Origin of the sequence: Pantoea sp. Ep11b (genome assembly GCF_040783975.1) — a bacterium.
Lineage (GTDB): Bacteria > Pseudomonadota > Gammaproteobacteria > Enterobacterales > Enterobacteriaceae > Pantoea.
In genome coordinates this window covers 1597659-1622473 of the sequence record NZ_CP160631.1, presented here as the reverse complement: position 1 = coordinate 1622473, position 24815 = coordinate 1597659, and the positions used below count along the sequence as shown (strand labels likewise).

Below are 24815 nucleotides of genomic sequence, written 5' to 3'. Positions count from 1 at the left end.
GTAAATAGCGCAAAAGAATTAACGCTGTGCGGTTTTTTTATAATACGACTTACCGCCTGTTAACTTTTTCCTGCCGCTGCGGTTTCCGGCAGGGTCAGATTATTCGCAGTTTGCTAAGCAGGACAATAACAGTCGCATCCGGTGCCGCAGAACGAATAGCGCCAGGCTTCCTCTTCACGGAGTCTTAAGGCGCACTGAACAAATCTTCAGTCAAATAAATTCAGAAAAGTGACAGGGTTCAAAATCCTGAATCGACACAGGCCGGTGACTTAAAAATAAATCCGGGCGGCAGAGACGGATAATAAACGGGTGCGTTACACGGCGTTATTTTTCGTCACCTGCCGGGGCAGTTGCACTGAGATGGCCCTTTATTCAACAGGTTAGATCAATACTCGCGTAAGAATAACCTGGAAAATCAGCGGGGAGAGTGAAGCGAAGGAGGTCGGGCGGTCAGGGCCTGTCAGCCGCGACCGCCAGAGGGTTAATTCGCCTGCGTGGCCGGGCCAAAGACCGGGAACTGCGGCATATCAACGTTCTGATAGGTTTCCCAGCCGCCACCCAGGGCTTTATAGAGCGCCACAAGGTCGAGCGCGCTCTGCATCCGTGCCTGTGTCGCCTGCTCCTGCGCCTGGGCGAGTTGCCTTTGCGCATCCAGCACCTCCAGGAAGGTGGAGAGCCCCTGACGATAACTGTCGCTGGCAAGATCGAAGGTGCGCTGCAGGGCGCCGGTAGTCTCATCCAGCGCCGTAACACGCTGCTGATCGGCGCGGTAGCTCACCAGCGCGTTCTCCACATCCTGCAACGCCGTCAGAACCGTCTTCCGATATTCCAGCGCGGCGCTGGCCTGCTGCGCCCGCGCCAGCTTCACGCTCGATACCAGCTGTCCCCCCTGGAAGATGGGTATCGATAACGATGGACCGTAACTGTAGAAATGGCTGCTCCAGTTATCCAGATAACTGACGTCGGTGTTGCGGACCCCAAGCTGCCCGGTCAGCGACAGGCTTGGGAAAAGCTGCGCCACAGAAACCCCGATCTCCGCGGTTTGTGCATGCAAGGTCGCTTCAGCCTGACGAATATCGGGCCGACGCCGGGCCAGCGTGGCGGGAATGCCCACCGGCACAAACTGTGGCAGCGTCGGCAGGGCTTTCGGGGTCGCGAGCTCTGCATCCAGCGCTCCGGGCGTTTTCCCGAGCAATACCGCTAATCCATTCATCGCCTGCCGCGCCTGTGACTGATACTGCGGCAGTTGCGCCTGCAGCGAACTGAGCTGGGCACGCGCATTTTCTACATCAGTCAGCGGAGCCAGACCATTCTGCTGCTGACTCCGGGTCAGCTCGGTCGTCTGCTGTGCCACATCAATCTGCTGCTGCAGCGTCTGAATGGTGCTCTGCGCGCCGCGCAGCTGTAGCCAGGCGCGCGCCACTTCCGCCTCCAGTGAAACCAGCGCGTCGTTACGCTGCTCAATCGCCGCCTGCTGCTGAGCATTGGCAGCCTCAACCTGGCGGCGTACTTTGCCCCACAGATCGAGCTCCCAGCTGGCATCGAAACTGCCCTGGTAAAGGTTAACCGGCTGGGTTAATCCGTTAAGCTGGCTGGCCACACTGCTGTCCAGCTGGTCGGTTGCACCATTGGCCTCCAGTAATCCTTTCAGCCCGAGCTGCTGACGCGTCACCTTCGCTGAGCCGCCCAGGCTGGGGAACAGGCTGCCCTGCGCCTGTGTCAGCTGTTCACGCGCACCGGCAATGCGCAGTACCGTCTGTTGCAGGCTCAGGTTGCCCGCTATTGCCCGTTCGATCAGGCTGTCGAGCTGCGGATCGTTGAAGCTGCGCCACCAGCGGGTGTTGATCGCGCGGGTCTGCGGCTTCGACCCCTCCTGTGAATCCAGGCCGTGATAGCTTCCCGGCACCACCGGTTTCGGCGCCTGATAGTCCGGTCCGACGGCGCACCCCGCCAGCACCAGGGCGAGCAGAAGGCTCAGGGGTTTCAGGCGATGAGAGTAAAAAACCTTCATGTTAGTGTGCTCCTGCACTGCCTTCGCTCTTAATCGGCGACAGCAGCCAACAAAATGGAATCAAAATCAGGGCGACAATACTCAGGCCTGAGAAGACATCGATATAAGCGAGAATGCGCGACTGGACGATCATCTCCTTATAGAGCTGACCGGTGGCCAGCGTAATCGGATCGCCCACCGCTGAAGTAAAGTCACGGATCGCCTGTGCCCAGTGCTGCAGCGTAATGTTGAACGGCTCGTTCAGTGGCGTCATGTTGTGCACCATGTGAGCCGACCGTACCTGTTCGCGCTCTGTAATTGCCGCCGTTGAGAGCGAGATCCCGATGGATCCTGCCACGTTACGGAACATGGTGAACAGCGCCGAGGCGTCAGCGTTGAGCCGCTGCGGGATGGTGATAAAGGCGATGGTCGTCAGCGGCACAAACAGGAAGCCCAGTCCGATAGACTGCGCGCTGCGCATCATCACCAGCGTAGTGAAATCCACATCCGGCGTCAGGGTCGAGGAGTAGAAAAACGCCATCGCCAGACAGCTGAAACCAAAGGCGATGATGTAGCGCGTCTGCACGACTGGCATCAGTTTCAGGACCAGCGGGATGGTCAGAACGATCAGTATCGCACCCGGCGAGAGCACCAGACCTGACCAGGTAGCGGTATACCCCAGATCCTGCTGCGCCAGCTGGGGCAGCACCACGGAGCTGCCATAAAGAATCATCGCCATACCCGCCATCAGCAGCCCGGCGACCCAGAAGTTGCGGTCCTTCATCACCAGGATATCAACCACCGGTTTGCGGGCATACATCAGCCAGTAGATCGCACCGACGATACCGACCAGCGCCAGCACCGCAAACAGAACGATAAAGTGTGAGCCGAACCAGTCCTCATCCTCGCCGCGATCCAGCATCACCTGCAGACAGCCCAGCCCCAGGGTAATCAGACCGATACCGATATAATCGATATTCAGTTTGCCTTTGGCCCATTTACGCTCCCACGGCGGATCTTCCAGCAGCTGATAAATCGCCAGCACCGTCAGCACGCCCACCGGAATGTTAATAAAGAATACCCAGCGCCAGCTGTAGTTGTCGGTGATCCAGCCGCCTAATGTCGGGCCGATGACCGGCGCAACGATAATGGCGATAGAGGAGAGACCAAAGGCCTTGCCGCGATCCTCCGCCTTAAAGTAGTCCAGCAGCACGGACTGCTGAACCGGCTGCAGACCGCCGCCGAAGAAGCCCTGCAGCACACGGAACAGAATGATCTGCCACAGTTCGGTGGCGATACCGCACAGGAAAGAGCAGATGGTGAACATCACGATGCAGATCAGGAAAAACTGTTTCCGGCCAAACAGTCGGCTGAAAAACGCAGAGATAGGCAGGACGATGCCGTTCGCCACCAGATAGGAGGTCAGCACCCAGGTTGACTCATCGTAACTGGAGGAGAGTGAACCGGCGATGTGCGGCAGCGCCACGTTAACGATGGTGGTGTCGAGGATCTCCATAAACACTGCCAGCGTCACCGTGATCGCCACTAACCACGGATTGCTGGCGGGTTTCCAGCTCTGCGCCGTACTCATTCCACTGTGACCTTAGGTTCGACAGAGAGGCCCAGCGGCAGCGGATGGTTCGGGTCCAGACCTTTGTCGATGACGATCTTGACCGGCACGCGCTGTACGATCTTCACGTAGTTGCCGGTAGCGTTTTCAGACGGGAAGGTGGAGAAGCGTGAACCGGACCCCATCTGGATGCTGTCGACATGCCCTTCCAGCTTCATGTCCGGCCAGGCATCCACGCTGATTTCCACTTTGTCGCCCGGATTCATGCGCTCCAGCTGCGACTCTTTAAAATTCGCGGTGATCCAGATATCGGGTGAAACCAGTGAAAACAGCGAGGAGCCCGCCTGCACCAGCGTACCCAGCTGGACGTTACGTTTGGTGATGAACCCGTCATAGGGCGCACGCACCTGGGTGTAAGAGAGATTGAGATCGGCGGTGCTCAGCTGGGCTTTCGCCTGCTCAACCTGCTGCTGACGCGCTTCAACATTGGTCTGCTGCTGACGAATCTGCAGGGCAACCTGAGAGGCGACTTCGACCTGCGCTTTGGCGCTCTGGAGCTGCGCCTGCGCCGAACGTAACTGCGCAGAGGCGCTGTCGATATTGCGCTGGCTTGTGGCCCGGGGATCAACACCGCGCTGGCGACGGTAATCCGCCTGCGCGTTAAGCAGGTTAGCCTCAGCTTTCGCCTGCTCAGCCAGCGCCTGATCGCGCTGCGCCGGATACTGAACCCGCGACAGGGCCAGTTGCGCCTGCGCCTGATGCAGTTGCGCCACGGCCAGACCGAGCTGCGCCTGCGCCTGTTCACGCTGGGCACGGTTGTCGCTGGGATCGATCTCTACCAGCAGATCGCCCTTCTTCACCCGCTGGTTATCGTTCACCAGTAACTTCACGACGTAGCCAGACGCTTTAGGCGCAATGGTCACCGCATCGCCCTCAGTGAAAGCATCATCGGTGGTTTCCAGATTCCGGTTAGCAAACCAGAACCAGAAGCCGACAATCAGCATAATCACCACCACTACCGCCAGAATAATCAGCGGCTTTTTACCGGGGCGTTTACGCTCCGGCTGCTGGTCGTTGTCCTGATTATCGTCTGACTGAGAGTTGTTCTCCGTCTCGTTATCTGCGTCCTGCTGGTGTGGATCGCGTTGCTTGTTCTCGCTCATAGTTTCCATCACTGGCTAAGGCCCTGATTCCGGGCATAAAGGTCCTGTTAACCTTATATCGGAAACTGACAAAATCCAGCGCAACTTTACGAAACTTGAGAAATGGCGCACATCCTGCCACCTGTGCGGGGTGGCAGGACGTGTCAGTGCTAATTGAGCAGCCGCAGCAGCAGCCAGCCGCTGGCCATTGACCAGGCCAGCAGAGGAAGGGAAAAGAGATGGAAGCGCCACCAGACGGCCCGATCTTTCGCCATTCGCAGGGCGATCAGATTCGCGAGCGATCCCGGCAGCAGACCGAAACCACCAATGTTAACCGCCCAGGCAAGCAGATCCGTTGGCGGCACTTTTTGCAGTAGCAGAATGGTCGCGGGCACATTACTGATCACCTGCGACAGGCCAATCGCCAGCAGGTAGAGTTGTCCCTGACCAAAGTGTGACACCGCATCAAAATGAGCCTGCATCACCGGCAGGCGCGTCAGCAGGAAGACATCGATAAACATGGCGATAAACACCGCCAGCAGACTCCAGTCGATGCGCATCAGCACCGGACGGGCCATCACCAGGAAAGTGGCCAGAATCAGCAGCAGGATCCAGCCTGTGATTTCGAGCTCCAGTCCGGCGATAAACAGCAGATAGAGAGCCACGCTGACGATAAACAGCGGTTTCTGCCACTGAGGCTGTTCCGGGTTCTCATGTTTATCAATCGAACGCTTTGAAAAGCTGAACCAGGTCAACACCACCAGACTCAGCAGCAGCCAGACGGCCAGCGGCAGCATCTGCACGATAAACGCGATCACGCTGAGTTTGCCGTGGCTCCATAACAGGATATTCTGCGGATTGCCGACCGGTGTCAGCAGCGATCCGGCATTCACCGCCAGCGCTTCAAAGATGATCAGACGCGAAATCGGCAGATGCGAAAACTTGCGCAGCGTCAGCGTTAACGGCACCAGGATAAACAGCGCCACGTCGTTGGTCAGAAAGGTAGAGAGCAGCGCCGCCGCCAGCACCATAAACAGTGCCAGCGCCCGTTCGTGACGGAAACGTGCAATGAGCCGGCTTCCCAGCACATCAAAATAGCCGCTGGTTTCCAGCCCCTTAGTCAGAATTAACAGGCCGGTGAGCGTAATAATGGTGTGCCAGTCTACGGCGCCCGGCAGATCAGCCCAGCGAAAATCCGCCAGACATGCCAGAACAACACCAATCACGATTAATAAATGCAAAATTGAGTCATGCAAAAAAGATCGAAGCAGTTGAGGCATGATGAGGGTACGCCTTAGCGTTAGCGGGTTTCGGAGAATTTCTTAAATACAGCCAGAGTTTCATCACTGACGTGATGTTCAATACCTTCTGAATCGCGTCGGGCCGTTTCAGGGCTGATGCCCAACGCCAGCAGAAAACTTTCCACAATATGGTGACGGGCGCGACTCTCTTCCGCCAGCTTTTCGCCTTCACTGGTCAGAAAGACGCCGCGGTAAGGCACCTGCTCAACCAGCCCGGCGCTGCCAAGCCGTTTCAGCATTTTTGCTACGGTAGGCTGCGAAACGCCCAGACGGGCCGCCATATCAACCTGACGCGCTTCGCCAAATTCGCCAATTAAATCAGAGATTAACTCAACGTAGTCATCAATTAACTCGCGACGATGCGCTTCGCGCACCTGCCGAAACCCTTCGACATGCTCTTCAATATCTTTCAGTGGTCCTTTCGGCGCAGAAACCACGCTCTTAGCACGACGACTCATTAAGTTTCCTCATTATTATTTTCCGTACGACTGCGGCTGTACGGATTTAGCTGCGCTTATTGTAAACCAGCCGCAAAGAAGCTCAAATTTTTCGTCATTAGCCTTGGCTAAGGGATATAGCCAGTGCTATATTTGATGATAATGTAAGCAGCAAAACGACGATCCTGCGGGATCCCCGGTAACAATGGTGTTGAGCATGTCTCTCACCCCGGCTGCTGACGATTGCGTCGACAATGATTGGGAGGTGATTCTATGAGCACCCTGAAATGTTGCCTGGATTGCAGCAAATGCTTCCAGATGGAGAAGAAAACATCCACAGAGATGAAATCCTGGCTCTGCCTGCTGACGCGTTCCCCCTTTACACTGCGTCTGATGTTGATTGAAAAACTGCTGGGCCATAAGCCTGCCGACCCCCGCTGTCAGAATCTGATCTGGCGCGGCTAAGCATGATTCAGCGCCTTTCAGCCCCTGGCTGAGAGGCCCCTCTTCTTTCTCATTCTCAGATTTCTTTCTCAGTGCACAAGGTAACGCGTTCAGCGGCGGCACAGTCACGTCCAAAAAGTACGTTGAGGTAGCACAGGGAAAAAGCGGTGCGCGCCAGAGGCGGACATAAATTGCAGGCAATAAAAAACGGCCCGCAAGGGGCCGTTTTCTGGCAGGTCAGCTAAGATTAGAAGCTGTAACCTACGCCAGCAATCCAGGTACCCACGTCGACGCTGCGGATACGGCTCTGCTCGTAGCCCACATCCAGTGCAACGTTTTCGATTGGGTTGAACTGCAGGCCTGCGCCGTAAGAGAAGCCTACGTCGCTTGAATCAGTTTTAGCGCGTGATGCAGTATCGTTCTGCTGGAATTTACCGTAGCCGATACCTACAACACCGTAGATGCTTGCCCAGTCGTTCAGACGGTAAGCAGGACCACCCGTCACACCGTAGTACTGACCTTTGTTGTATACGCCAGCGTCAGTGCGATCTTTTTCGGTGTAGGTGAATGAACCGATCCAGCCCAGTGGGTTAGAACCGTCTTCGTAGCGGTATTTCAGGTTGAAGCCGTTAGCTTTGTTAGCCACGCCCTGATAGTCGCTCTGAGCATAGCCACCAGTTACGGTGCTCTGTGCCATTGCTGAACCTGCAGATACTGCCAGTACACAGGCTAATGCTGAAAGACATGCAATTTTTTTCATAACCACCTCAAATGTGAAAGTACTTCTCTCCTGACAACGCTAAAAATATAACAAAAAATAGCGAGAAACTCTGCCCGGATTTTGTTGTCTAATGGAATGTTTGGTGTAACAGGAAGTTAATGCGACATCCTATGTCATTCATTTTTCTTATAAAATCCGTCATCTTCCTGCAACAATCATTTTGTGCTCATTTCGTGCTTTAAGTAAATTCCTAAAAAATCCTGACATTTCTTTACCTTGATGGCCCTGATCCTGACTAAAAATCGTACAGTTAACGCAAATTTAAAACGCAAAACTGTGATTTTTTGTTCGTTATTTCCTTTACACTGGCTCTCTCACTATGTTGATGACCAGGAAAAGTACACAGGATGTCTGCCTCTCCCGCTTCTAAAAATCTTACCCCGATAGTGATGCCTGTGGCCGTACTGCTGATCGCGATGCTGTCGCTTCAGGGTGGCGCGTCGCTGGCGAAAAGCCTCTTTCCCGCCGTCGGGGCCACCGGCATTACCGCGCTGCGTCTGACCTTTGGCACCCTGATTCTCTGCGTCATCTTCAAACCCTGGCGTCTGCACTTCCGGCGGGAACAGCGTCTGCCGCTGCTGATGTATGGCGTGGCATTAGGTGGAATGAACTTTATGTTCTATCTGGCGATCCGCACCGTGCCGCTGGGTGTTGCCGTCGGGCTGGAATTTACCGGCCCGCTGGCGCTGGCGCTGTTTGGGTCGCGCCGGCCGCTGGATTTCATCTGGGTGCTGCTCGCTGTGGCGGGTTTATGGTTTCTGCTGCCGTTTGGCTCCGATATGACGGCAATCGATCCGCTGGGCGCGGCGCTGGCCGTCGGCGCCGGTGCCTGCTGGGCGGTTTATATTCTGGCAGGTCAGCGGGCGGGCGCAGAGCATGGCCCGGCCACGGTCGCCCTCGGTTCACTGATCGCTTCGGTGATTTTTGTGCCGCTGGGCGTGTTTTTCGCAGAAAGTGGCCTCTGGCAGTGGGAAGTCATGCCGCTCGCCCTGCTGATTGCTCTGCTCTCCAGTGCCATCCCCTACTCTCTGGAGATGATTGCACTGACCCGCTTACCGGCGCGTATCTTTGGCACGCTGATGAGCCTGGAGCCGGCGATGGCCGCCTTTTCAGGTATGCTCTTTCTGGGTGAGACCCTGACTGCGCTGCAGTGGCTTGCCCTGCTGGCGATCATTGCCGCGTCGGCCGGATCAACGCTGACGATGCGACCCAAAAAGAGCCAGTTAAACAGCGTTGAATTATCAGACGATAAACCTCAATAACGCCTTTCAGCCCATCCCCCCGATGGGCTGAATAACAATCATGATTATCATGAGAATTATTCCCGCCTCTGCATCCTCAACGACTTTTTCTATTTGAAACAGACATTTACTCTTACGCGACAACTAAATATAACGCTTTGATTTGATTACATAAAACAGGCTATTATATTTTAACAAATAGTTAACCCTACGGATTCCGCAGCGTCCTGAGTAAAGAAATACGCTATTTCAGTCATCGTTGAAGCCGTTCCTGCAAAACCGAAAAGCGCTGCTATACTTATCCGGTACTTGATTAGGACAACCATCAAAGAGAGGACTGAAACGATGAGTACCGCTAAATTGGTTAAAACTAAATCTTCCGACCTGATTTACACCCGCAACGACGTGAGCGATGAAGAAAAGAAAGCCACGATTGCGGTGCTGAACCGTCTGGTTGTCGAATTTATCGATCTGTCATTGATCACTAAGCAGGCGCACTGGAACATGCGCGGTGCCAACTTTATCGGTGTGCATGAGATGCTGGATGGTTTCCGCACCACCATCACCGATCACCAGGATACCATTGCAGAACGTGTTGTTCAGCTGGGCGGCGTGGCACTGGGTACGACTCAGGTGGTTAACGACCAGACCCCGCTGAAAAGCTATCCGCTGAATATTCACAGCGTTCAGGATCACCTGAAAGCGCTGGCCGACCGCTACAGCGTCGTGGCTAACGACACCCGCAAAGCGATCGACGAAGTCAAAGATGAAGATACCGCTGACATCTTCACCGCGGCATCACGTGACCTGGATAAATTCCTGTGGTTCATCGAAGCCAACATTGAATAAGCGTAAGCAGAAGCTATCAGGCGGGGAAACCCGCCTTTTTTACGTCTGCGTTACCGCATTTTATGACCCTGTTAACAGTTCTTCCCTCCTCTGCTTCACAGCCTTAACATCTCAGGCAAACTACCGCTTGCACCAAAACAGTCACCTGCACCAAACTTGATCACCATAATGGTGCAAAGGCAGAATTAACTGCAAAATCGTGTCAGCTGTGTTGTTTAACTCTCTGATTTCGCGGATTTTGCAAAGTTGGCATAATTCTTTCATATGACAAGCCGCAAACGCAGGCCCTGCCGCCTGATCCTTATAAGGAAAAAATGATGAAGTCACTGTTTAACGTTTCTGTGGCCGCGCTGGCGCTGGCCTTCTCCCTCTCTTCGACTGCAGCAGAAAAGAAGCTGGTTGTTGCAACAGATACCGCTTTTGTTCCGTTTGAATTTAAACAGGGTGACAAATATGTCGGTTTCGATGTGGATCTGTGGGATGCCATTGCGAAAGAGCTGAAGCTCGATTACACCCTGAAGCCGATGGATTTCAGCGGCATCATCCCTGCACTGCAGACGCGCAATGTCGATCTGGCGCTGGCGGGCATCACCATCACCGAAGAGCGTAAAAAAGCAATCGCGTTCTCTGACGGCTACTACAAAAGTGGTCTGCAGGTGATGGTGCGTAACAACGAAAACGATATTAAAGGCATCAGCGATCTCGACGGCAAAGTAGTGGCAGTGAAAAGCGGCACCGGCTCGGTGGAATACGCGAAAGCCCATATCAAATCTAAAGATCTGCGTCAGTTCCCGAACATCGACAGCGCCTACATGGAGCTGGGTACAAACCGTGCCGACGCCGTGCTGCACGATACGCCTAACATCCTTTACTTCATCCACACCGCCGGTAAAGGTCGCTTTAAAGCAGTAGGCGACTCGATCGAAGCACAGCAGTACGGCATCGCCTTCCCGAAAGGCAGCGACGATTTACGTGAAAAGGTCAACGGCGCGCTGAAGACCCTGAAAGAGAACGGTACCTACAACACGCTTTATAAAAAATGGTTCGGCACCGAACCTAAATAATAAATGTCTGTATCCGGCTTTCGGCAGGGAAACTTTTTCCCTGCTTTTTTCCATTGCAACCTATCTGGAGTGACACCATGGAGTTTGACTGGAGCGTCATCTGGCCCGCCATGCCAGCGCTGCTTGAAGGCGCCAAACTGACCTTAATTATCTCAATCATTGGCCTGATTGGTGGACTGATCATCGGACTGATCGCCGGTTTTGCGCGCGCTTACGGTGGCTGGATTGCCAACAATATCGCCCTGGTCTTTATCGAAATTATCCGCGGTACGCCTATCGTGGTGCAGGTAATGTTCATCTACTTTGCGCTGCCGATGGCGTTCCCCGACCTGCGTATCGACCCCTTCACCGCGGCCGTGGTGACTATCATGATCAACTCCGGCGCCTATATTGCCGAGATTACCCGTGGTGCGGTGCTGTCGATCAATAAGGGCTTCCGTGAAGCCGGACTGGCGCTGGGCCTGTCGGGCCGCGAAACGCTGCGTTACGTGATTATGCCGCTGGCGCTGCGCCGTATGCTGCCGCCGCTGGGCAACCAGTGGATTGTCAGCATCAAAGATACCTCGCTGTTCATCGTTATCGGTGTGGCTGAACTGACGCGTCAGGGTCAGGAGATCATTGCCGGCAACTTCCGCGCACTGGAGATCTGGAGCGCCGTAGCGATTATCTATCTGGTGATTACGCTGGTGCTGAGCTTTGTGCTGCGCCGCATTGAGAAAAGGGTGAAAATCCTGTGATTGAGTTTAAAAACGTTTCCAAGCACTTTGGCCAGACCCAGGTGCTGCACAATATCGATCTGAAGATTAACCAGGGCGAAGTGGTAGTGATTATCGGCCCATCCGGTTCCGGTAAATCAACCCTGCTGCGCTGCATCAATAAGCTGGAAGAGATCACCAGCGGTGACCTGATTGTTGATGGTCTGCACGTTAACGATCCGAAGGTAGACGATCGCCTGATCCGTCAGGAAGCGGGCATGGTGTTCCAGCAGTTTCACCTGTTCCCTCAGATGAGCGCCCTGGATAACGTCGCGTTTGGCCCGATTCGGGTGCGCGGCGCCAGCAAAGAGGCGGCACGCCAGCTGGCGCGTGAGCTGCTGGGCAAAGTGGGTCTCGCCGAGCGGGCGCACCACTTCCCGTCTGAACTTTCTGGCGGTCAGCAGCAGCGTGTGGCGATTGCCCGTGCGCTGGCGGTAAAGCCGAAGATGATGCTGTTCGATGAGCCGACCTCTGCGCTGGACCCGGAGCTGCGCCATGAAGTACTGAAGGTGATGCAGGATCTGGCGGAAGAAGGCATGACGATGGTGATTGTGACGCACGAAGTGGGCTTTGCACAGAAAGTGGCCTCGCGCCTGCTCTTCATCGACAAAGGACGGATTGCGGAAGATGGCGACCCCGACAGCCTGATCAGTAATCCGCCCAGCGAACGTCTGCGCGAATTCCTGCAGCACGTCTCCTGATCAAAAACGGGCCGCTAAGCGGCCCGTTTTGTTGAGTGACGACATTTGCCTGACGCGGCGGTTAGACCCTGCCTGCTCCGGGCTGCCCCGGGTTTCCCGTGCGACTCAGCAGTTTGCTGCGCGCGGCGGCAGGCATAAAACTCCACGCCAGGAAGCGGCTCTGCTTCTGTCCCTGCGCCATATTCACTACCCGCAGTTCAGCCACATCGTGCGCCTGCAGCTGTTTTTCCAGCGCCGGTAAGTTCTCTTTGCGCGACACCAGCGAGGTAAACCAGCCAATCTGGCGACCCAGCGCAACGCTCTCGGCAATCATCTTACCGATAAACGCCTTTTCGCCACCGGGATACCACAGCTCATTGTGCTGCCCGCCAAAGTTCAGCGGCGCGCTCTTATCCAGACCGAGATTGCGCACCTTACGCTGTGTACCCATCGCCGCCTCCTCGGCCGATGCATGGAACGGCGGGTTAGACATCACCGCGCTGAAAAACTCATTCTTGCTGACCACGCCGGCCAGAATCGCGTCGCTGTTTTTCTGCCGGCGCAAGCGGATCTGCCGTGTCAGGCGCGGATTGGCCGCGACAATGCGGTTTGCGGCTTTAATGGCGGCCTCGTCAATATCGGTGCCGGTGAAGCGCCAGCCATATTCCGCCGCGCCGATCAGCGGATAGATGCAGTTGGCCCCGCAGCCGATATCCAGTATGTCTGCGGCAGGGATCACCCCGTTATTGTCCAGCGCCAGCAGATCGGCAAGATAGTGCAGATAGTCGGCACGGCCTGGCACCGGCGGACAGAGTGAACCGGGTGCGAGCTGCCAGTCGATATCGTAAAACAGCTTAATCAGCGCCTGATTCAGCAGCATCACCGCGTCCGGATCCGCAAAATCCACGGACTGCACGCCGTAACCGTTAGGCCGCACTTTCGCCGCCAGCGGCGGATGAGCAGCGGTTAACGCGGCAAAATCGTATTCACCCTGATGGCGATTGCGGGCGTGGAAAGGCGACGTGCGGGCTGACTTTTTCATACGTTCTCTCAGTTATTCAGGCGCGCGTACAATACGCTGTAGGCGACGGAAAATAAACCCGCACCATCCGCTAACCGCTTTCTGTTTTCGTGGGCGATGCTGTCGGGCTAAGATAAATAAAATCCTCTGCCGGAGACGTTATGACCACCAAGCGCTATTCCTATCAACCCCGTGCCGGGCACGGTCTGCCGCACGATCCCCTGAATGCGATTATCGGGCCACGACCGATAGGCTGGATCAGTTCGATCAGTGCCAGCGGCCAGCGCAATCTGGCCCCTTACAGCTTCTTTAACTGCTTTAATTATCAGCCGCCGATTATCGGTTTCGCCAGCAGCGGCTGGAAGGATAGCGTCAGGAATATCGCAGAAACGAAAGAGTTTGTCTGGAACCTGGCGACCCGCTCGCTGGCTGAAGCGATGAATGAAACCTCAGCGTCACTGCCTGCCGACCAGGATGAGTTTGCCTTTGCCGGCTTAACGCCGCTGGCGGCTTCTCAGGTCGCTGCCAGCCTGGTAGCCGAAAGCCCCGTGAACTTCGAGTGCCGCCTGACACAGCTGATTCAGCTGCAGGATGCCAGCGGCAATCCGCTCGACAGCTGGCTGGTGCTGGGTGAAGCGGTGGCGATCCACATCGATGAGTCGCTGCTGGAAGAGGGGATCTACCAGACGGCCAGAGCCGAGCCGGTTCTGCGCGCGGGCGGCCCCAGCGCCTATTACGGCATCAGCGAGGCGCAGCGCTTTGATCTGGTCCGCCCGGACGCGCGCCCTAAGTAATCCTCGTGCCACAAGCGCATCGGCCCGATGCGCTTCTCCTGCCCTCTTTCCAGTGATGTCTGACACTGGCGGCCCCGCTTCCGGCTGCCAGTCAGCATGCTTATCCTGAACGTGGACCGCCCACGATTCAGCGCGATTCCGCCTGTGCCAGCATGGCGTGGATCAGCGCCTTCAGCACTTTCTGGAGTTGCGCCGCCCGTGCCTGCTGCCAGGCGTAAGGCGGCCTCTCATCCATGTAGTTGAGCTGCGCCAGCTCCAGCTGTACGGCCTCGATCCGCTGTTGCGGCTGGCCGTAAGCGCGGGTGATATAGCCGCCCTTAAAGCGTCCGTTGATCACCCAGCTGTACGCCTGCTGCGCTGCACATACTGCCTCAATAGCCGCGCTCATTTCAGGCGTGCAACTGGCGCCATCGTTGGTGCCCATGTTGAGGTCGGGCAGCCGTCCCTCAAACAGCCGGGGAATTTCGCTGGCGATAGAGTGCGCGTCAAACAGCAGCGCGTAGCCGTGCTGCGCCTTAAGCCGCGCCAGCTCCTGCTGCATCTGCTGATGGTAAGGCTGCCAGATCCCGTCGATGTAGCCCTGCCGCGTGGTGGCATCCGGCGTTTTGCCTGGCGCAAAGGTCGGCGTGCCGTCGAACAGCGTCTCCGGAAACAGGCCGGTGGTGGCGCTGCTGTAGAGCGGCTGGTTGTCGGGCGGACGGTTAAGGTCGACCACAAAGCGGGAGTAGTGACCGATCAAGACGCTGGCGCCCAGATCGCGGACAAAATCGTAGAGCAGCGGAATATGCCAGTCGGTGTCGGGTAAGCCGCGCGCGGCCTCACTTAATCCCGCCTCCACCTCCGGCGTCAGCCGGGTGCCGGCGTGGGGGATACTGACCAGCAGCGGCAGCGTGCCCTGGGTAAAATCAAAGGGATTCATTGCATTTCTCCACGATAGACAACGGTACAGGGCAGTTCACCGCCCAGCCAGTAAACCAGTTCCGCCGGACGGGCCAGCGGCCAGTGAACGAAGTTTGCCACCTTGCCCCTTTCCAGCGAGCCGTGACTCTCTGCGAGCCCCAGCGCCTTTGCGCCCCACAGGGTCACGCCCGCCAGCGCCTCTTCCGGCGTCATGCCAAACAGGGTGCAGCCCATGTTCAGCATCAGGCGCAGCGACAGCGCAGGTGAGGTTCCGGGGTTGGCATCGCTGGCCAGCGCCATCGGCACGCCGTGGCGCCGGAAGAGATCGACCGGCGGACGCTGCGTTTCGCGCAGCAGATAAAAGGCACCGGGCAGCAGCACCGCGACAGTGCCATGCTGCGCCATCGCCCGCGCGTCCTCTTCGGTGGCATATTCAAGATGGTCCGCCGAGAGTGCACCATAGCGGGCCGCCAGCGCCGCCCCGCCCAGAGCGGAGAGCTGTTCCGCATGGAGCTTCACCGGCATCCCCAGCGCCACTGCCCGATCAAACACCCGCGCTACCTGCTGCGGCGAAAAAGCGAGGTGCTCGCAGAACGCATCTACCGCGTCCGCCAGCCCCAGCGCCTGGACGCGCGGCAGCAGCCTCTCACAGATAATATCGACCCAGCCCTCCGGATCCTCTCTGAACTCCGGCGGAAAGGCGTGGGCCGCCAGACAGGTGGCCCGGACATCGGCGGGCACGCGCTCCCCGAGCTGGCGAATTGCCCGCAGCATCCGCAGTTCGCTCTCTTCATCCAGCCCGTAGCCGGATTTGATCTCCACGGTGGTGACCCCTTCCGCCAGCAGGCGATCGAGACGCCAGCGGGCCGACGCCACCAGCGCCTCTTCGGTGGCGGCACGGGTGGCGCGCACGGTAGAGAGGATACCCCCGCCCTGTGCGGCGATCTCCGCATAGCTGACGCCATTCAGGCGCTGCTCAAACTCCTGGCTGCGGTCACCACCAAAGACCAGATGGGTGTGACAATCCACCAGCCCCGGCGTCACGATGCCGCCCGGCAGATGATGGTGCCGATCGGCGACAAAAGCGGGCATCTCCGCCTCCGGCCCGACCCACACCAGCCTGCCCGCCCGCACCGCCAGCGCCCCCGCTGGTATCAGATGGTACTTCCCGTCACGCATGGTAACCAGGTCGGCCCCGGTCCACACCGTCTCTACGTGCATCTCATTTCCCATCGCGCGCTCCCGCCTCGTCGTTTACAGGCTGCTTCAAAGTATGTATATGTATATACAACCACATCCAGTGAGGATCAACCATGGCGACTTTTTTTGCTTCCCGCGCCCTGCTGGCGACGGGATGGCAGCAGCAGGTACGGATCACGGTCAGTGAGACCGGTTTTATCGACGCGATCACGCCGGACAGCCACGCGGACCAGGCGATCCGGCTCGACGGCGAAGTGATCCCGGCGATCGCCAACCTGCACTCTCACGCCTTCCAGCGCGCTATGGCGGGCCTGGCGGAAGTCGCGGGCGATCCACAGGACAGCTTCTGGACCTGGCGGGACCGGATGTACCGCATGGTGCAGCGCCTGACGCCACAACAGGTGGGGGATATCGCCGCCCTGCTCTACATCGAAATGCTGAAAGGCGGCTACACCCAGGTGGCGGAGTTTCACTATCTGCATCACGACCCCGAGGGGACGCCTTACAGCGACGACAGGATGCTGCAACAGCTGATCGACGCGGCCGGGATCGCAGGCATCGGTCAGACGCTGCTGCCGGTGCTCTACAGCTACAGCGGTTTTGGCAGCCAGCCCGCGACGGCCGGTCAGAAACGCTTTATCCAGCAGACCGATCGTTATCTGCAACAGCAGGCGAGGCTGGAGAAGTGGCAGCAGCAGCGACCGCTGCTGAATCGCGGCCTCTGTTTCCATTCGCTGCGCGCGGTAAGTGAAAGTCAGATGCGGGAGGTGCTGGCGGCCAGCGATCCCGCGCTGCCGGTGCATATTCATGTGGCTGAGCAGCAGAAAGAGGTCAACGATTCGCTGGCGTGGAGCGGCGAGCGTCCGGTCGCCTGGCTGCTGAACCGCTTTGCGGTGGATGCGCGCTGGTGCCTGATCCACGCCACCCATCTGGATGAGGATGAACGCACCCGCCTCGCCCGCAGCGGCGCGGTGGCGGGTCTCTGTCCGACCACCGAAGCTAACCTCGGTGACGGCATCTTTCCGGCGGTGGCCTATATCGCGCAGGGCGGACGCTGGGGCATCGGCTCCGACAGCCACGTCTCGCTGAGTGCGCAGGAGGAGCTGCGCTGGCTGGAGTATGCTCAGCGGCTGCGCGACCAGCGCCGTAACCGGATTACCCTGCCCGACCAGCCATCGGTAGGTGATCTGCTGTGGCAGCAGGCGGCCGCAGGCGGTGCGCAGGCGTGCGGGATCCGGCAGGGCACGCTGGCGGTGGGACAGCGCGCCGACTGGCTGGTGCTGCGGGATGAGGCCTGGCTTGGCAGCGTGGATTCCCCGGCGCTTCTGAACCGCTGGCTCTTTGCCGGGCAGCGCGACCAGATTCGGGATGTCTATGTCGCGGGCAAGGCGGTGATCAAAGAGGGGGTTCATCCGCAGCAGGCGGCATGTGCGGCGCGCTTTGCTCAGGCAATGGCGGTGCTGCGATGATCGCCCGCTTTGCCTATCCGGCGCTGAAGGTCAGCCGCTGGCGTAACGGCGGCGGCGAGACCCGCGAAATCGTCACTTTTCCGCCAGGTGAGGAACGCTTCGGCTGGCGCGCCAGCATCGCCACCCTCGCGCAGGATGGCCCCTTCTCCGCCTTTCCGGGCATCGATCGGGTCATTACCCTGCTGCACGGCGACCCGGTGTTACTGACCGCACCCGATGTGCAGCAGCTGCTGCTCCCTCACCAGCCCTGGGCGTTTGCCGGTGAACTGGCTTTAACGGCTCAGCTGCAGGGCGGCGTCAGCGAAGATTTTAATATCATGACGCGGCGGGATGCGTGGCAGGCCAGCGTGGATGTGGTCACCACCTCCGTACAGAGTCTGCACGGAGTCGCCTGGGTGCTGGCTGGCAGATGGCAGACGGCGGACGGGGAAAAGCTGACCGCGCAGCAGGGCGTGTGGTGGGTGGATGAAGAGACCCGCCTCAGCCCGTGCGAAGCGGATGCCCGAGTGCTGTTTACCCGCCTCAGCCGTGTCCCCTGAAGCGCCCCAGCAGCTTATAGCGTGAGCCGGGATAGAGCAGCCGCGCATAGGTCACGATGCGGGTGTCGCTCCACGTCTGACGCCGAATCAGCAGGCAGGGTTCGTGCTCATCCAGCGACAGATGTTTACGCTGACGCGCATCGGGCAGCACGGCTTCAACAATGTGCTCACCCGCGGTCAGGGGGGCGACCCGCATCAGATAGGTATAAGGGGTCATCTGCTGATAATCCTGCGTCAGGTAGTCAGGCGCGACGAGTGGATTGACCAGCCGATCCTCCAGCTGCACCGGCAGCTCGTTTTCATAGTGCACAATCAGCGAGTGATAGAGCATCTGCCCGGTGGTCATGCCCAGCACGGCGGCCTGCTCAGGATCGGCTTTGGTCTGGCCGATAGCGAGAATTTTACAGCTGTGCTGGTGACCACGCTGGGCGATCTCATCGGCGATATTGTGCACCTCCAGCATCGCGGTATATCCCTTCATCTCCGCCACAAAGGTTCCCACGCCCTGCATCCGCACCAGAAAGCCTTCGCTGGTGAGTTCCCGCAGCGCCCGGTTAATGGTCATCCGGCTGACGCCCAGCTCATTGACCAGTTCGCTCTCTGACGGCACGCGCTGATTCGCCTTCCATAATCCTTCGCGGATCTGACTGATAATCGCCTGCTTGACCCGCTGATAGATCGGCGCGGGTTCGTCGCTCATCGCCGCCGCCAGTTGTGCCAGTGCCGTGTGCTCAACCATGTGCTGTTCCTTATGCTGATAATACGTTCAGTTTACTGTCTCATAGCATGAATGTATATACATCCAGTAGCGGGCGCTGTGCCTTTTTCAGGGCAGCGTCTGCCTCCTTATCGTGCAGCGCCAGCAAGGCGATCCTCCCTTTCCCCGCCGCTGCCGGGCGATCCATTTTTGTGATCGGTCTGGCATGCCTCTTGCTTAATCTGTTTAATTGTATAGACAAGCATAGACAGGAATGACGGCTTATGATTCACTCGCATTATCCCGCTGGTCAGGGCAAGGAGAGCAGCTCAGCCACGCCAGCACACACGTACAGAGAGGAGCAGACTATGTCAGGTTCGTTTCAGGCATTACGCCTGGTGCCAGGCGAGGTGGATCTCGCCACATTACGCGCTATCTATCAGGGTCAGGTCACACTGACACTCGATGAGGGCGCGCGTCAGGCGATTGCCGCAGCCCAGCAGACCGTAGAGACGATTGTTGCCTCCGGCAACGTGGTGTATGGCATCAACACGGGTTTTGGCAAACTGGCGCAGACGCAGATCCCGGCCAGTCGTCTGGCGGAGCTGCAGCGTAATCTGGTGCTGTCACACAGCGTCGGCCTGGGCGACCTGCTGCCCGACAATGTCACCCGACTGGTGGTGGCGACCAAAATTATCAGCCTGGCGCGCGGCCACTCTGGCGTGCGCATCGAGCTGGTCGAGGCGCTGCTGGCGCTGTTTAACGCGGGTGTGATGCCCTGCATCCCGGAGAAGGGATCGGTGGGCGCGTCTGGCGATCTGGCACCGCTGGCGCACATGTCGCTGATGCTGCTGGGGGAAGGTCAGGTCCGCCACAATGGCGAACTGATCCCGGCAACCCAGGGGCTGGCCAGCGTCGGGCTGTCGCCATTTGTGCTCGGCCCGAAAGAGGGACTGGCCCTGCTCAACGGCACCCAGGTCTCGACCGCGCTGGCGCTGCGCGGCCTGTTTGAGGGCGAGAATCTGTTTGCCGCGGGCCTGATGGCCGGTGCCCTGTCGCTGGAAGCGATTAAAGGTTCGCTGAAACCGTTCGACGCCCGCATCCATCAGGCGCGCGGTCAGCAGGGGCAGATTGCCGTGGCGGCGGCGGTCAGCGCCCTGATCGAAGGCAGCGAGATCCTCTCTTCACATACCCATTGCGGCCGGGTTCAGGATCCCTACTCCATCCGTTGCGTGCCGCAGGTGATGGGTGCCTGCCTGGACAATATATGCCACGCGGCGCGGATCCTGGAAATTGAGGCCAACGCCGCCTCTGACAATCCCCTGGTCTTCAGCGACAGCGGCGATGTGATCTCCGGCGGCAACTTCCATGCCGAGCCGGTGGCCTTTGCCGCAGATATCCTGGCGCTGGCAATTGCTGAAGTGGGCGCCATCTCTGAGCGGCGACTGGCGCTGCTGCTGGATAGCGGCCTGTCAGGCCTGCCGCCCTTCCTGGTGCGGGATGGCGGCGTCAACTCCGGCTTTATGATCGCGCAGGTGACCGCCGCCGCGCTGGCCTCGGAAAACAAATCGCTGGCGCATCCCGGCAGCGTCGACAGCCTGCCCACCTCCGCGAACCAGGAGGACCACGTTTCGATGGCCACCTACGCCGCGCGCCGTCTCGGCAGCATGTGCTTCAACAGTGCGGCGGTTGTCGGCATCGAGGCGATGGCCGCCGCACAGGGCATTGAATTTAACCGGCCGCTGCAAAGCTCCTCGCTGATTGAGCAGGCGCTGGCCACCCTCCGCGAGCAGGTCGCTTTTCTGGAGGCGGACCGCCTGATGGCACCTGATATTGAGGCCATGCGTCAGTGGGCAAGCCGCGCTGACTGGCCTCAGGCACTGACCGCGCTGCTGCCGAGCATGCGCACGACTTCTTAATTAAAGGAATCTTTCATGAGCGAAACCCTTTCTCAGGCTGTAGCGCGCGAGATTCGTGCGCCGCACGGCACCACGCTGCACTGCGCCAACTGGCTGATCGAAGCGGCTTACCGCATGATTCAGAACAACCTCGATCCCGACGTCGCCGAGCGGCCGGAAGATCTGGTGGTTTATGGCGGCATCGGTAAGGCCGCGCGTAACCAGGCCTGTTTCGAACAGATCCTGCGCTCGCTGCAGGTTCTGCAGCCCGACGAGACGCTGCTGATCCAGAGCGGCAAGCCGGTCGGCATCTTCCGCACCCATGCGGATGCCCCGCGCGTGCTGCTGGCCAACTCCAACCTGGTGCCCCACTGGGCAACCTGGGATCACTTCCACGAACTCGATAAAGCGGGCCTGATGATGTATGGCCAGATGACGGCCGGCTCCTGGATCTACATTGGCGCGCAGGGCATCGTGCAGGGCACCTATGAAACCTTCGTCGAGGCGGGACGTCAGCACTACAACAACGACCTCAGCGGACGCTGGATCCTCACCGCCGGACTGGGCGGCATGGGTGGCGCGCAGCCGCTGGCGGGCGTGCTGGCCGGGGCCTGTGTGCTGGCGATCGAATGTCAGGAGTCGCGCATCGATTTCCGCCTGCGAACCCGCTATCTCGACTACAAGGCTACGACCCTGGACGAGGCGCTGGCGATGATCGGCGAGGCGACCGCGGCGAAGAAAGCCATTTCGGTCGGCCTGCTGGGGAACGCGGCGGAGATCCTGCCGGAGCTGGTAAAACGCGCGCAGGCGGGCGGGCCGAAGCCGGACATCGTGACCGACCAGACCTCGGCGCATGACCCGATCAACGGCTATCTGCCGATTGGCTGGGATCTGGCGCGCTGGCAGCAGGCGCGCGTTTCACAGCCGAAAGCGGTTGAAAAAGCGGCGCGCGCTTCGATGGCGGTCCACGTCCGGGCGATGCTCGACTTCTGTCATATGGGCATCCCGACCGTGGATTACGGCAACAATATCCGTCAGGTGGCGCTGGATGAGGGTGTCAGCAACGCCTTCGATTTCCCTGGCTTTGTTCCGGCCTATATCCGTCCGCTGTTCTGTGAAGGTAAAGGCCCGTTCCGCTGGGTCGCACTGTCGGGCGACCCGGAAGATATCTACAAGACCGATGCAAAACTCAAAGAGCTGTTCCCGCACCACAAAACGCTGCATCGCTGGCTCGATATGGCGCAGGAGCGCATCGCTTTCCAGGGGCTGCCTGCCCGTATCTGCTGGCTGGGGCTGGGTGAGCGGCATCTGGCCGGTCTGGCCTTCAACGAAATGGTGCGCAACGGCGAACTCAAAGCGCCGGTGGTGATTGGCCGCGACCATCTCGACTGTGGTTCTGTCGCCTCACCGAACCGCGAAACCGAAGCGATGAAAGATGGCTCGGATGCGGTCTCTGACTGGCCGCTGCTGAATGCGCTGCTGAACACCGCTGGCGGCGCGACCTGGGTCAGCCTGCATCATGGCGGCGGGGTTGGCATGGGCTTCTCGCAGCATTCCGGCGTGGTGATCGTCTGCGACGGCAGCAAAGAGGCGGATGCGCGTCTGGGCCGCGTGCTGTGGAACGACCCGGCTACCGGGGTGATGCGTCACGCCGATGCCGGCTATGAGCTGGCGCAGCAGTGCGCGTCAGAGCATGGCCTGAACCTGCCGATGCTGAAATAGCTGTTTACGGGGTAAGCAGCCGCTTACCCCGCTTCTGATCCCCGTCGCCGTTTCGCCCGCCTCTGACATCGCTTTCTTATTACTTATTCCATTTTGGTTTAGCCTATAGCCCGATTTCATCCCGACGGCGATAGACGCCGCGCCACCCGATCTCTAAAGTGAAATCTTCTCATTCTGTATGGAGCGCGACTCTGCATGACCCTTTCCCCTGCCCTGCTTGAAGATGCCCTGCGCTGGCGCCGTGATTTTCATCGCCAGCCTGAACTCGGTTACCAGGAACATGGCACCAGCCAGTTTATTGCAGAAGAGCTGGCGCGGGCCGGATTGCAGGTGTTTCGTGGTCTGGCGGGCACCGGGGTGATCGGCACGCTGGAAAACGGCCCCGGCCCGGTGATCGGGCTGCGTGCGGATATGGATGCGCTGCCGATTACGGAAAAAGGGGACGCCGAATGGCGCTCCGCGACGCCGGGCGTGATGCACGCCTGCGGACACGACGGCCACAGCGCGATTCTGCTGGCTGCCGCCCGGCAGCTGGCCGCCACGCGCCGCTTCAGCGGCACGGTGCATTTCATCTTTCAGCCCGCCGAAGAGAATCTGGGCGGCGCACGCAAAATGGTGGAAGAGGGCCTGTTTCAGCGCTTCCCGATGGATGCCATCTATGCAATGCACAACTGGCCGGGGCTGCCGCTGGGATCGCTGGCGGTCAATCCTGGCGCGATGATGGCGTCGCTGGATTCGTTTGAAATCACCCTGCACGGCAAAAGCTGCCACGCGGCGATGCCGGAGAGTGGAGCCGACCCGATGGTGGTGGCAGCCGAGCTGATTCTGGCGCTGCAGACCATCCCGTCCCGCCGTCTGTCGCCGCTCGCCTCGGCGGTGGTCAGCGTGACGCAGATCCACGGTGGCGAAGCGATTAACGTGATCCCGGAACAGATTGTGCTGCGCGGCACGGTGCGCTGTCTGCAGACCAGCGTGCGGGAAAAGGTGCGCGGGCTGATTGATGAGTTTGTGGGGACCCTGCCGTGCCCGTTTGGCGTCAGGGGTGACATTCACTGGCTGCCGGGTTATCCGGTCACCGCCAACCATGTTGCCCCGGCGGAACAGGTGCGCGATGTGGCGCTGGCGACGCTGGGCGCGGAGCAGGTTCACTGGCAGGTAAATCCGTCGATGGCGTCTGAAGATTTTGCCTGCATGATGGAAGCCTGTCCCGGTGCCTACTTCTGGCTGGGTGCGGATGGCAACACACCCTCCCCACCGCTGCACAACGCCCGTTATGACTTCAACGATGCGCTGCTGCCGATCGGCATCCGTTTCTGGCAGAAGCTGGTCGAGCAGGCGCTGCCCGTCGCCTGATTCAGTAACCGGCGGCGCGAATCCGCTGCTCTGCTGCGTCCAGCGAGTCACACTCACCGCTGGCGCGCAGACAGCAGGCAAGCTGCAGTCTCAGCGACGCAGGCACCGGACGCTGCTGGTTCAGCACCTCTTCGATCCAGCGCGCGGTCACCGCCGCCGATTTATCGGCCGGCAGCTCCACGGCCACCTCCGGCTGACGCTCCACCCACACTTCCGCTTCCGCACCTGCGCCCTGGATCATGCTGATGGCCGGGCAGCGCAGCGGATTAGCATAGACTTCCCCTTCGGTGCCGTTAAGTAACAGCGCGGGGGCATCAATGTCGCTGAAGAATTTCGCCACGCGCGGCACATATTCCGGATGCGAGACGCTCGACAGACGCAGCGCCGCACGCTCCGCAAACGGGGTCGCCAGTTTTGCCAGCGTATGCGCACTGTTGCGCACCCCCATCCGCCAGCGCAGCGAGAGCTGTTTCGCCATCGGCGGGCAGAGGTGATCGATGGTGATAAAGGCCAGCCCCTGCTCCAGTTTCGCCTGCGCTGCCGCCGCCGTCGTCACCGGGGCGATCCCCAGCGCCGCAAAGACCGCTTCGCTGGTGATTCGCGTTGCATCGTCGCTGACGCCGTGCACCAGCACCGGAAACCCGAGTTTCGCCAGCAGCAGCGCCAGCAGCGGCGTCAGGTTGCCCTGTCGGCGCGCGCCGTTGTAGCTGGGAATGACAATCGGCATCGGCCGGTTTTCCGGCGCCCGCAGCGACATCATCTGCGCCTGCATCGCCTGGTAAAAGCCGCGCATCTCCGCTTCGCCTTCGCCTTTAATGCGCAGCGCAATCAAAATAGCGCCCAGCTCCAGGTCCGGCACGTCGCCCGCCAGCATCGCGCTATAGAGCGCCACAGCAGTATCAAAGTCGATGTCGCGGGCATGATTTTTACCGCGGCCCACCTCTTTAATAATTTTATTCAGTTCCATC

General features: G+C 59.1%; 23 protein-coding genes. 12 read left to right on the top strand and 11 right to left on the bottom strand.

Annotation, left to right across the window (positions count from 1 at the left end; all coding sequences use genetic code 11):
- Positions 1 to 481: 481 nt before the first annotated feature.
- From AB1748_RS07620 to mntR, 5 genes are all read right to left on the bottom strand, one after another.
- Complete coding sequence (locus AB1748_RS07620) at positions 482 to 2011, bottom strand: efflux transporter outer membrane subunit (protein ID WP_367396203.1); 1530 nt, start codon at positions 2009 to 2011, stop codon at positions 482 to 484.
- Position 2012: 1 nt separating this feature from the next.
- Complete coding sequence (locus AB1748_RS07615) at positions 2013 to 3581, bottom strand: DHA2 family efflux MFS transporter permease subunit (protein ID WP_111140560.1); 1569 nt, start codon at positions 3579 to 3581, stop codon at positions 2013 to 2015.
- Positions 3578 to 4723 (bottom strand): HlyD family secretion protein, encoded by a 1146-nt coding sequence (locus AB1748_RS07610; RefSeq protein ID WP_111140561.1) that lies wholly within the window; start codon positions 4721 to 4723, stop codon positions 3578 to 3580. The genes AB1748_RS07615 and AB1748_RS07610 overlap by 4 nt, the downstream gene beginning before the upstream one ends.
- A 149-nt stretch (positions 4724 to 4872) precedes the next feature.
- On the bottom strand, positions 4873 to 5982 hold the full coding sequence (locus tag AB1748_RS07605; protein ID WP_293773828.1) for an SLC13 family permease: 1110 nt from the start codon (positions 5980 to 5982) through the stop codon (positions 4873 to 4875).
- A gap of 20 nt (positions 5983 to 6002) precedes the next feature.
- Positions 6003 to 6461 carry a manganese-binding transcriptional regulator MntR gene (mntR, locus tag AB1748_RS07600; protein ID WP_003850512.1) on the bottom strand — a complete coding sequence of 153 codons (459 nt, stop codon included), beginning with the start codon at positions 6459 to 6461 and terminating at the stop codon, positions 6003 to 6005.
- 252 nt (positions 6462 to 6713) lie between these two features.
- On the opposite strand from mntR, the gene AB1748_RS07595 reads away from it, so the two are divergent.
- Positions 6714 to 6905 carry a hypothetical protein gene (locus AB1748_RS07595; protein WP_111140563.1) on the top strand — a complete coding sequence of 64 codons (192 nt, stop codon included), beginning with the start codon at positions 6714 to 6716 and terminating at the stop codon, positions 6903 to 6905.
- A 226-nt stretch (positions 6906 to 7131) separates the two neighbouring features.
- Here the strand turns inward: AB1748_RS07595 and ompX are convergent, their stop codons facing one another.
- The gene (gene ompX, locus AB1748_RS07590; RefSeq protein WP_111140564.1) at positions 7132 to 7644 is read right to left on the bottom strand and encodes an outer membrane protein OmpX; all 513 of its coding nucleotides are present in this window, start codon (positions 7642 to 7644) and stop codon (positions 7132 to 7134) included.
- Positions 7645 to 8012: 368 nt separating this feature from the next.
- Between ompX and rhtA the strand changes: the two genes are divergently transcribed.
- From rhtA to glnQ, 5 genes are all read left to right on the top strand, one after another.
- Complete coding sequence (gene rhtA / locus AB1748_RS07585) at positions 8013 to 8927, top strand: threonine/homoserine exporter RhtA (RefSeq protein ID WP_111140565.1); 915 nt, start codon at positions 8013 to 8015, stop codon at positions 8925 to 8927.
- Positions 8928 to 9251: 324 nt separating this feature from the next.
- A complete protein-coding gene (gene dps, locus AB1748_RS07580; protein WP_111140566.1) occupies positions 9252 to 9755 on the top strand; it encodes a DNA starvation/stationary phase protection protein Dps in 504 nt (167 codons plus the stop codon).
- Positions 9756 to 10072: 317 nt separating this feature from the next.
- Complete coding sequence (glnH, locus tag AB1748_RS07575; RefSeq protein ID WP_111140567.1) at positions 10073 to 10819, top strand: glutamine ABC transporter substrate-binding protein GlnH; 747 nt, start codon at positions 10073 to 10075, stop codon at positions 10817 to 10819.
- A gap of 77 nt (positions 10820 to 10896) precedes the next feature.
- Entirely contained in the window at positions 10897 to 11556 is a 660-nt protein-coding gene (glnP, locus tag AB1748_RS07570; RefSeq protein ID WP_111140568.1) for a glutamine ABC transporter permease GlnP, read from the top strand.
- Positions 11553 to 12275, top strand: a complete 723-nt coding sequence (gene glnQ / locus AB1748_RS07565) for a glutamine ABC transporter ATP-binding protein GlnQ (RefSeq protein WP_111140569.1) — start codon at positions 11553 to 11555, stop codon at positions 12273 to 12275. Before glnP ends, glnQ begins: the two co-directional genes overlap by 4 nt.
- A 61-nt stretch (positions 12276 to 12336) precedes the next feature.
- On the opposite strand, the gene rlmF is transcribed toward glnQ, so the two are convergent.
- Positions 12337 to 13296, bottom strand: coding sequence for a 23S rRNA (adenine(1618)-N(6))-methyltransferase RlmF (gene rlmF, locus AB1748_RS07560; RefSeq protein WP_367396202.1), 960 nt, complete (start codon positions 13294 to 13296; stop codon positions 12337 to 12339).
- A 140-nt stretch (positions 13297 to 13436) separates the two neighbouring features.
- Here rlmF and AB1748_RS07555 point away from each other — a divergent pair, with 140 nt between their 5' ends.
- On the top strand, positions 13437 to 14069 hold the full coding sequence (locus AB1748_RS07555; protein WP_111140571.1) for a flavin reductase family protein: 633 nt from the start codon (positions 13437 to 13439) through the stop codon (positions 14067 to 14069).
- Positions 14070 to 14196: 127 nt separating this feature from the next.
- On the opposite strand, the gene hutG is transcribed toward AB1748_RS07555, so the two are convergent.
- The gene (gene hutG / locus AB1748_RS07550; RefSeq protein WP_367396201.1) at positions 14197 to 14988 is read right to left on the bottom strand and encodes an N-formylglutamate deformylase; all 792 of its coding nucleotides are present in this window, start codon (positions 14986 to 14988) and stop codon (positions 14197 to 14199) included.
- The gene (gene hutI / locus AB1748_RS07545; RefSeq protein ID WP_367396200.1) at positions 14985 to 16202 is read right to left on the bottom strand and encodes an imidazolonepropionase; all 1218 of its coding nucleotides are present in this window, start codon (positions 16200 to 16202) and stop codon (positions 14985 to 14987) included. The genes hutG and hutI overlap by 4 nt, the downstream gene beginning before the upstream one ends.
- A gap of 80 nt (positions 16203 to 16282) precedes the next feature.
- Between hutI and AB1748_RS07540 the strand changes: the two genes are divergently transcribed.
- Entirely contained in the window at positions 16283 to 17638 is a 1356-nt protein-coding gene (locus AB1748_RS07540; protein ID WP_367396199.1) for a formimidoylglutamate deiminase, read from the top strand.
- On the top strand, positions 17635 to 18177 hold the full coding sequence (locus AB1748_RS07535) for a HutD family protein (protein ID WP_367396198.1): 543 nt from the start codon (positions 17635 to 17637) through the stop codon (positions 18175 to 18177). The genes AB1748_RS07540 and AB1748_RS07535 overlap by 4 nt, the downstream gene beginning before the upstream one ends.
- On the opposite strand, the gene hutC is transcribed toward AB1748_RS07535, so the two are convergent.
- Complete coding sequence (gene hutC, locus AB1748_RS07530; RefSeq protein ID WP_128086764.1) at positions 18161 to 18916, bottom strand: histidine utilization repressor; 756 nt, start codon at positions 18914 to 18916, stop codon at positions 18161 to 18163. The genes AB1748_RS07535 and hutC overlap by 17 nt on opposite strands.
- Before the next feature lie 326 nt (positions 18917 to 19242).
- Between hutC and hutH the strand changes: the two genes are divergently transcribed.
- From hutH to AB1748_RS07515, 3 genes are all read left to right on the top strand, one after another.
- On the top strand, positions 19243 to 20793 hold the full coding sequence (gene hutH, locus AB1748_RS07525; RefSeq protein WP_111140577.1) for a histidine ammonia-lyase: 1551 nt from the start codon (positions 19243 to 19245) through the stop codon (positions 20791 to 20793).
- Positions 20794 to 20808: 15 nt separating this feature from the next.
- On the top strand, positions 20809 to 22494 hold the full coding sequence (gene hutU, locus AB1748_RS07520; protein WP_367396197.1) for a urocanate hydratase: 1686 nt from the start codon (positions 20809 to 20811) through the stop codon (positions 22492 to 22494).
- Positions 22495 to 22689: 195 nt separating this feature from the next.
- On the top strand, positions 22690 to 23847 hold the full coding sequence (locus AB1748_RS07515; RefSeq protein WP_367396196.1) for a M20 aminoacylase family protein: 1158 nt from the start codon (positions 22690 to 22692) through the stop codon (positions 23845 to 23847).
- Position 23848: 1 nt separating this feature from the next.
- Here AB1748_RS07515 and ybiB read toward each other — a convergent pair whose 3' ends face one another.
- Positions 23849 to 24814 (bottom strand): DNA-binding protein YbiB, encoded by a 966-nt coding sequence (gene ybiB / locus AB1748_RS07510; RefSeq protein ID WP_293773814.1) that lies wholly within the window; start codon positions 24812 to 24814, stop codon positions 23849 to 23851.
- Between the last annotated feature and the right edge of the window lies 1 nt (position 24815).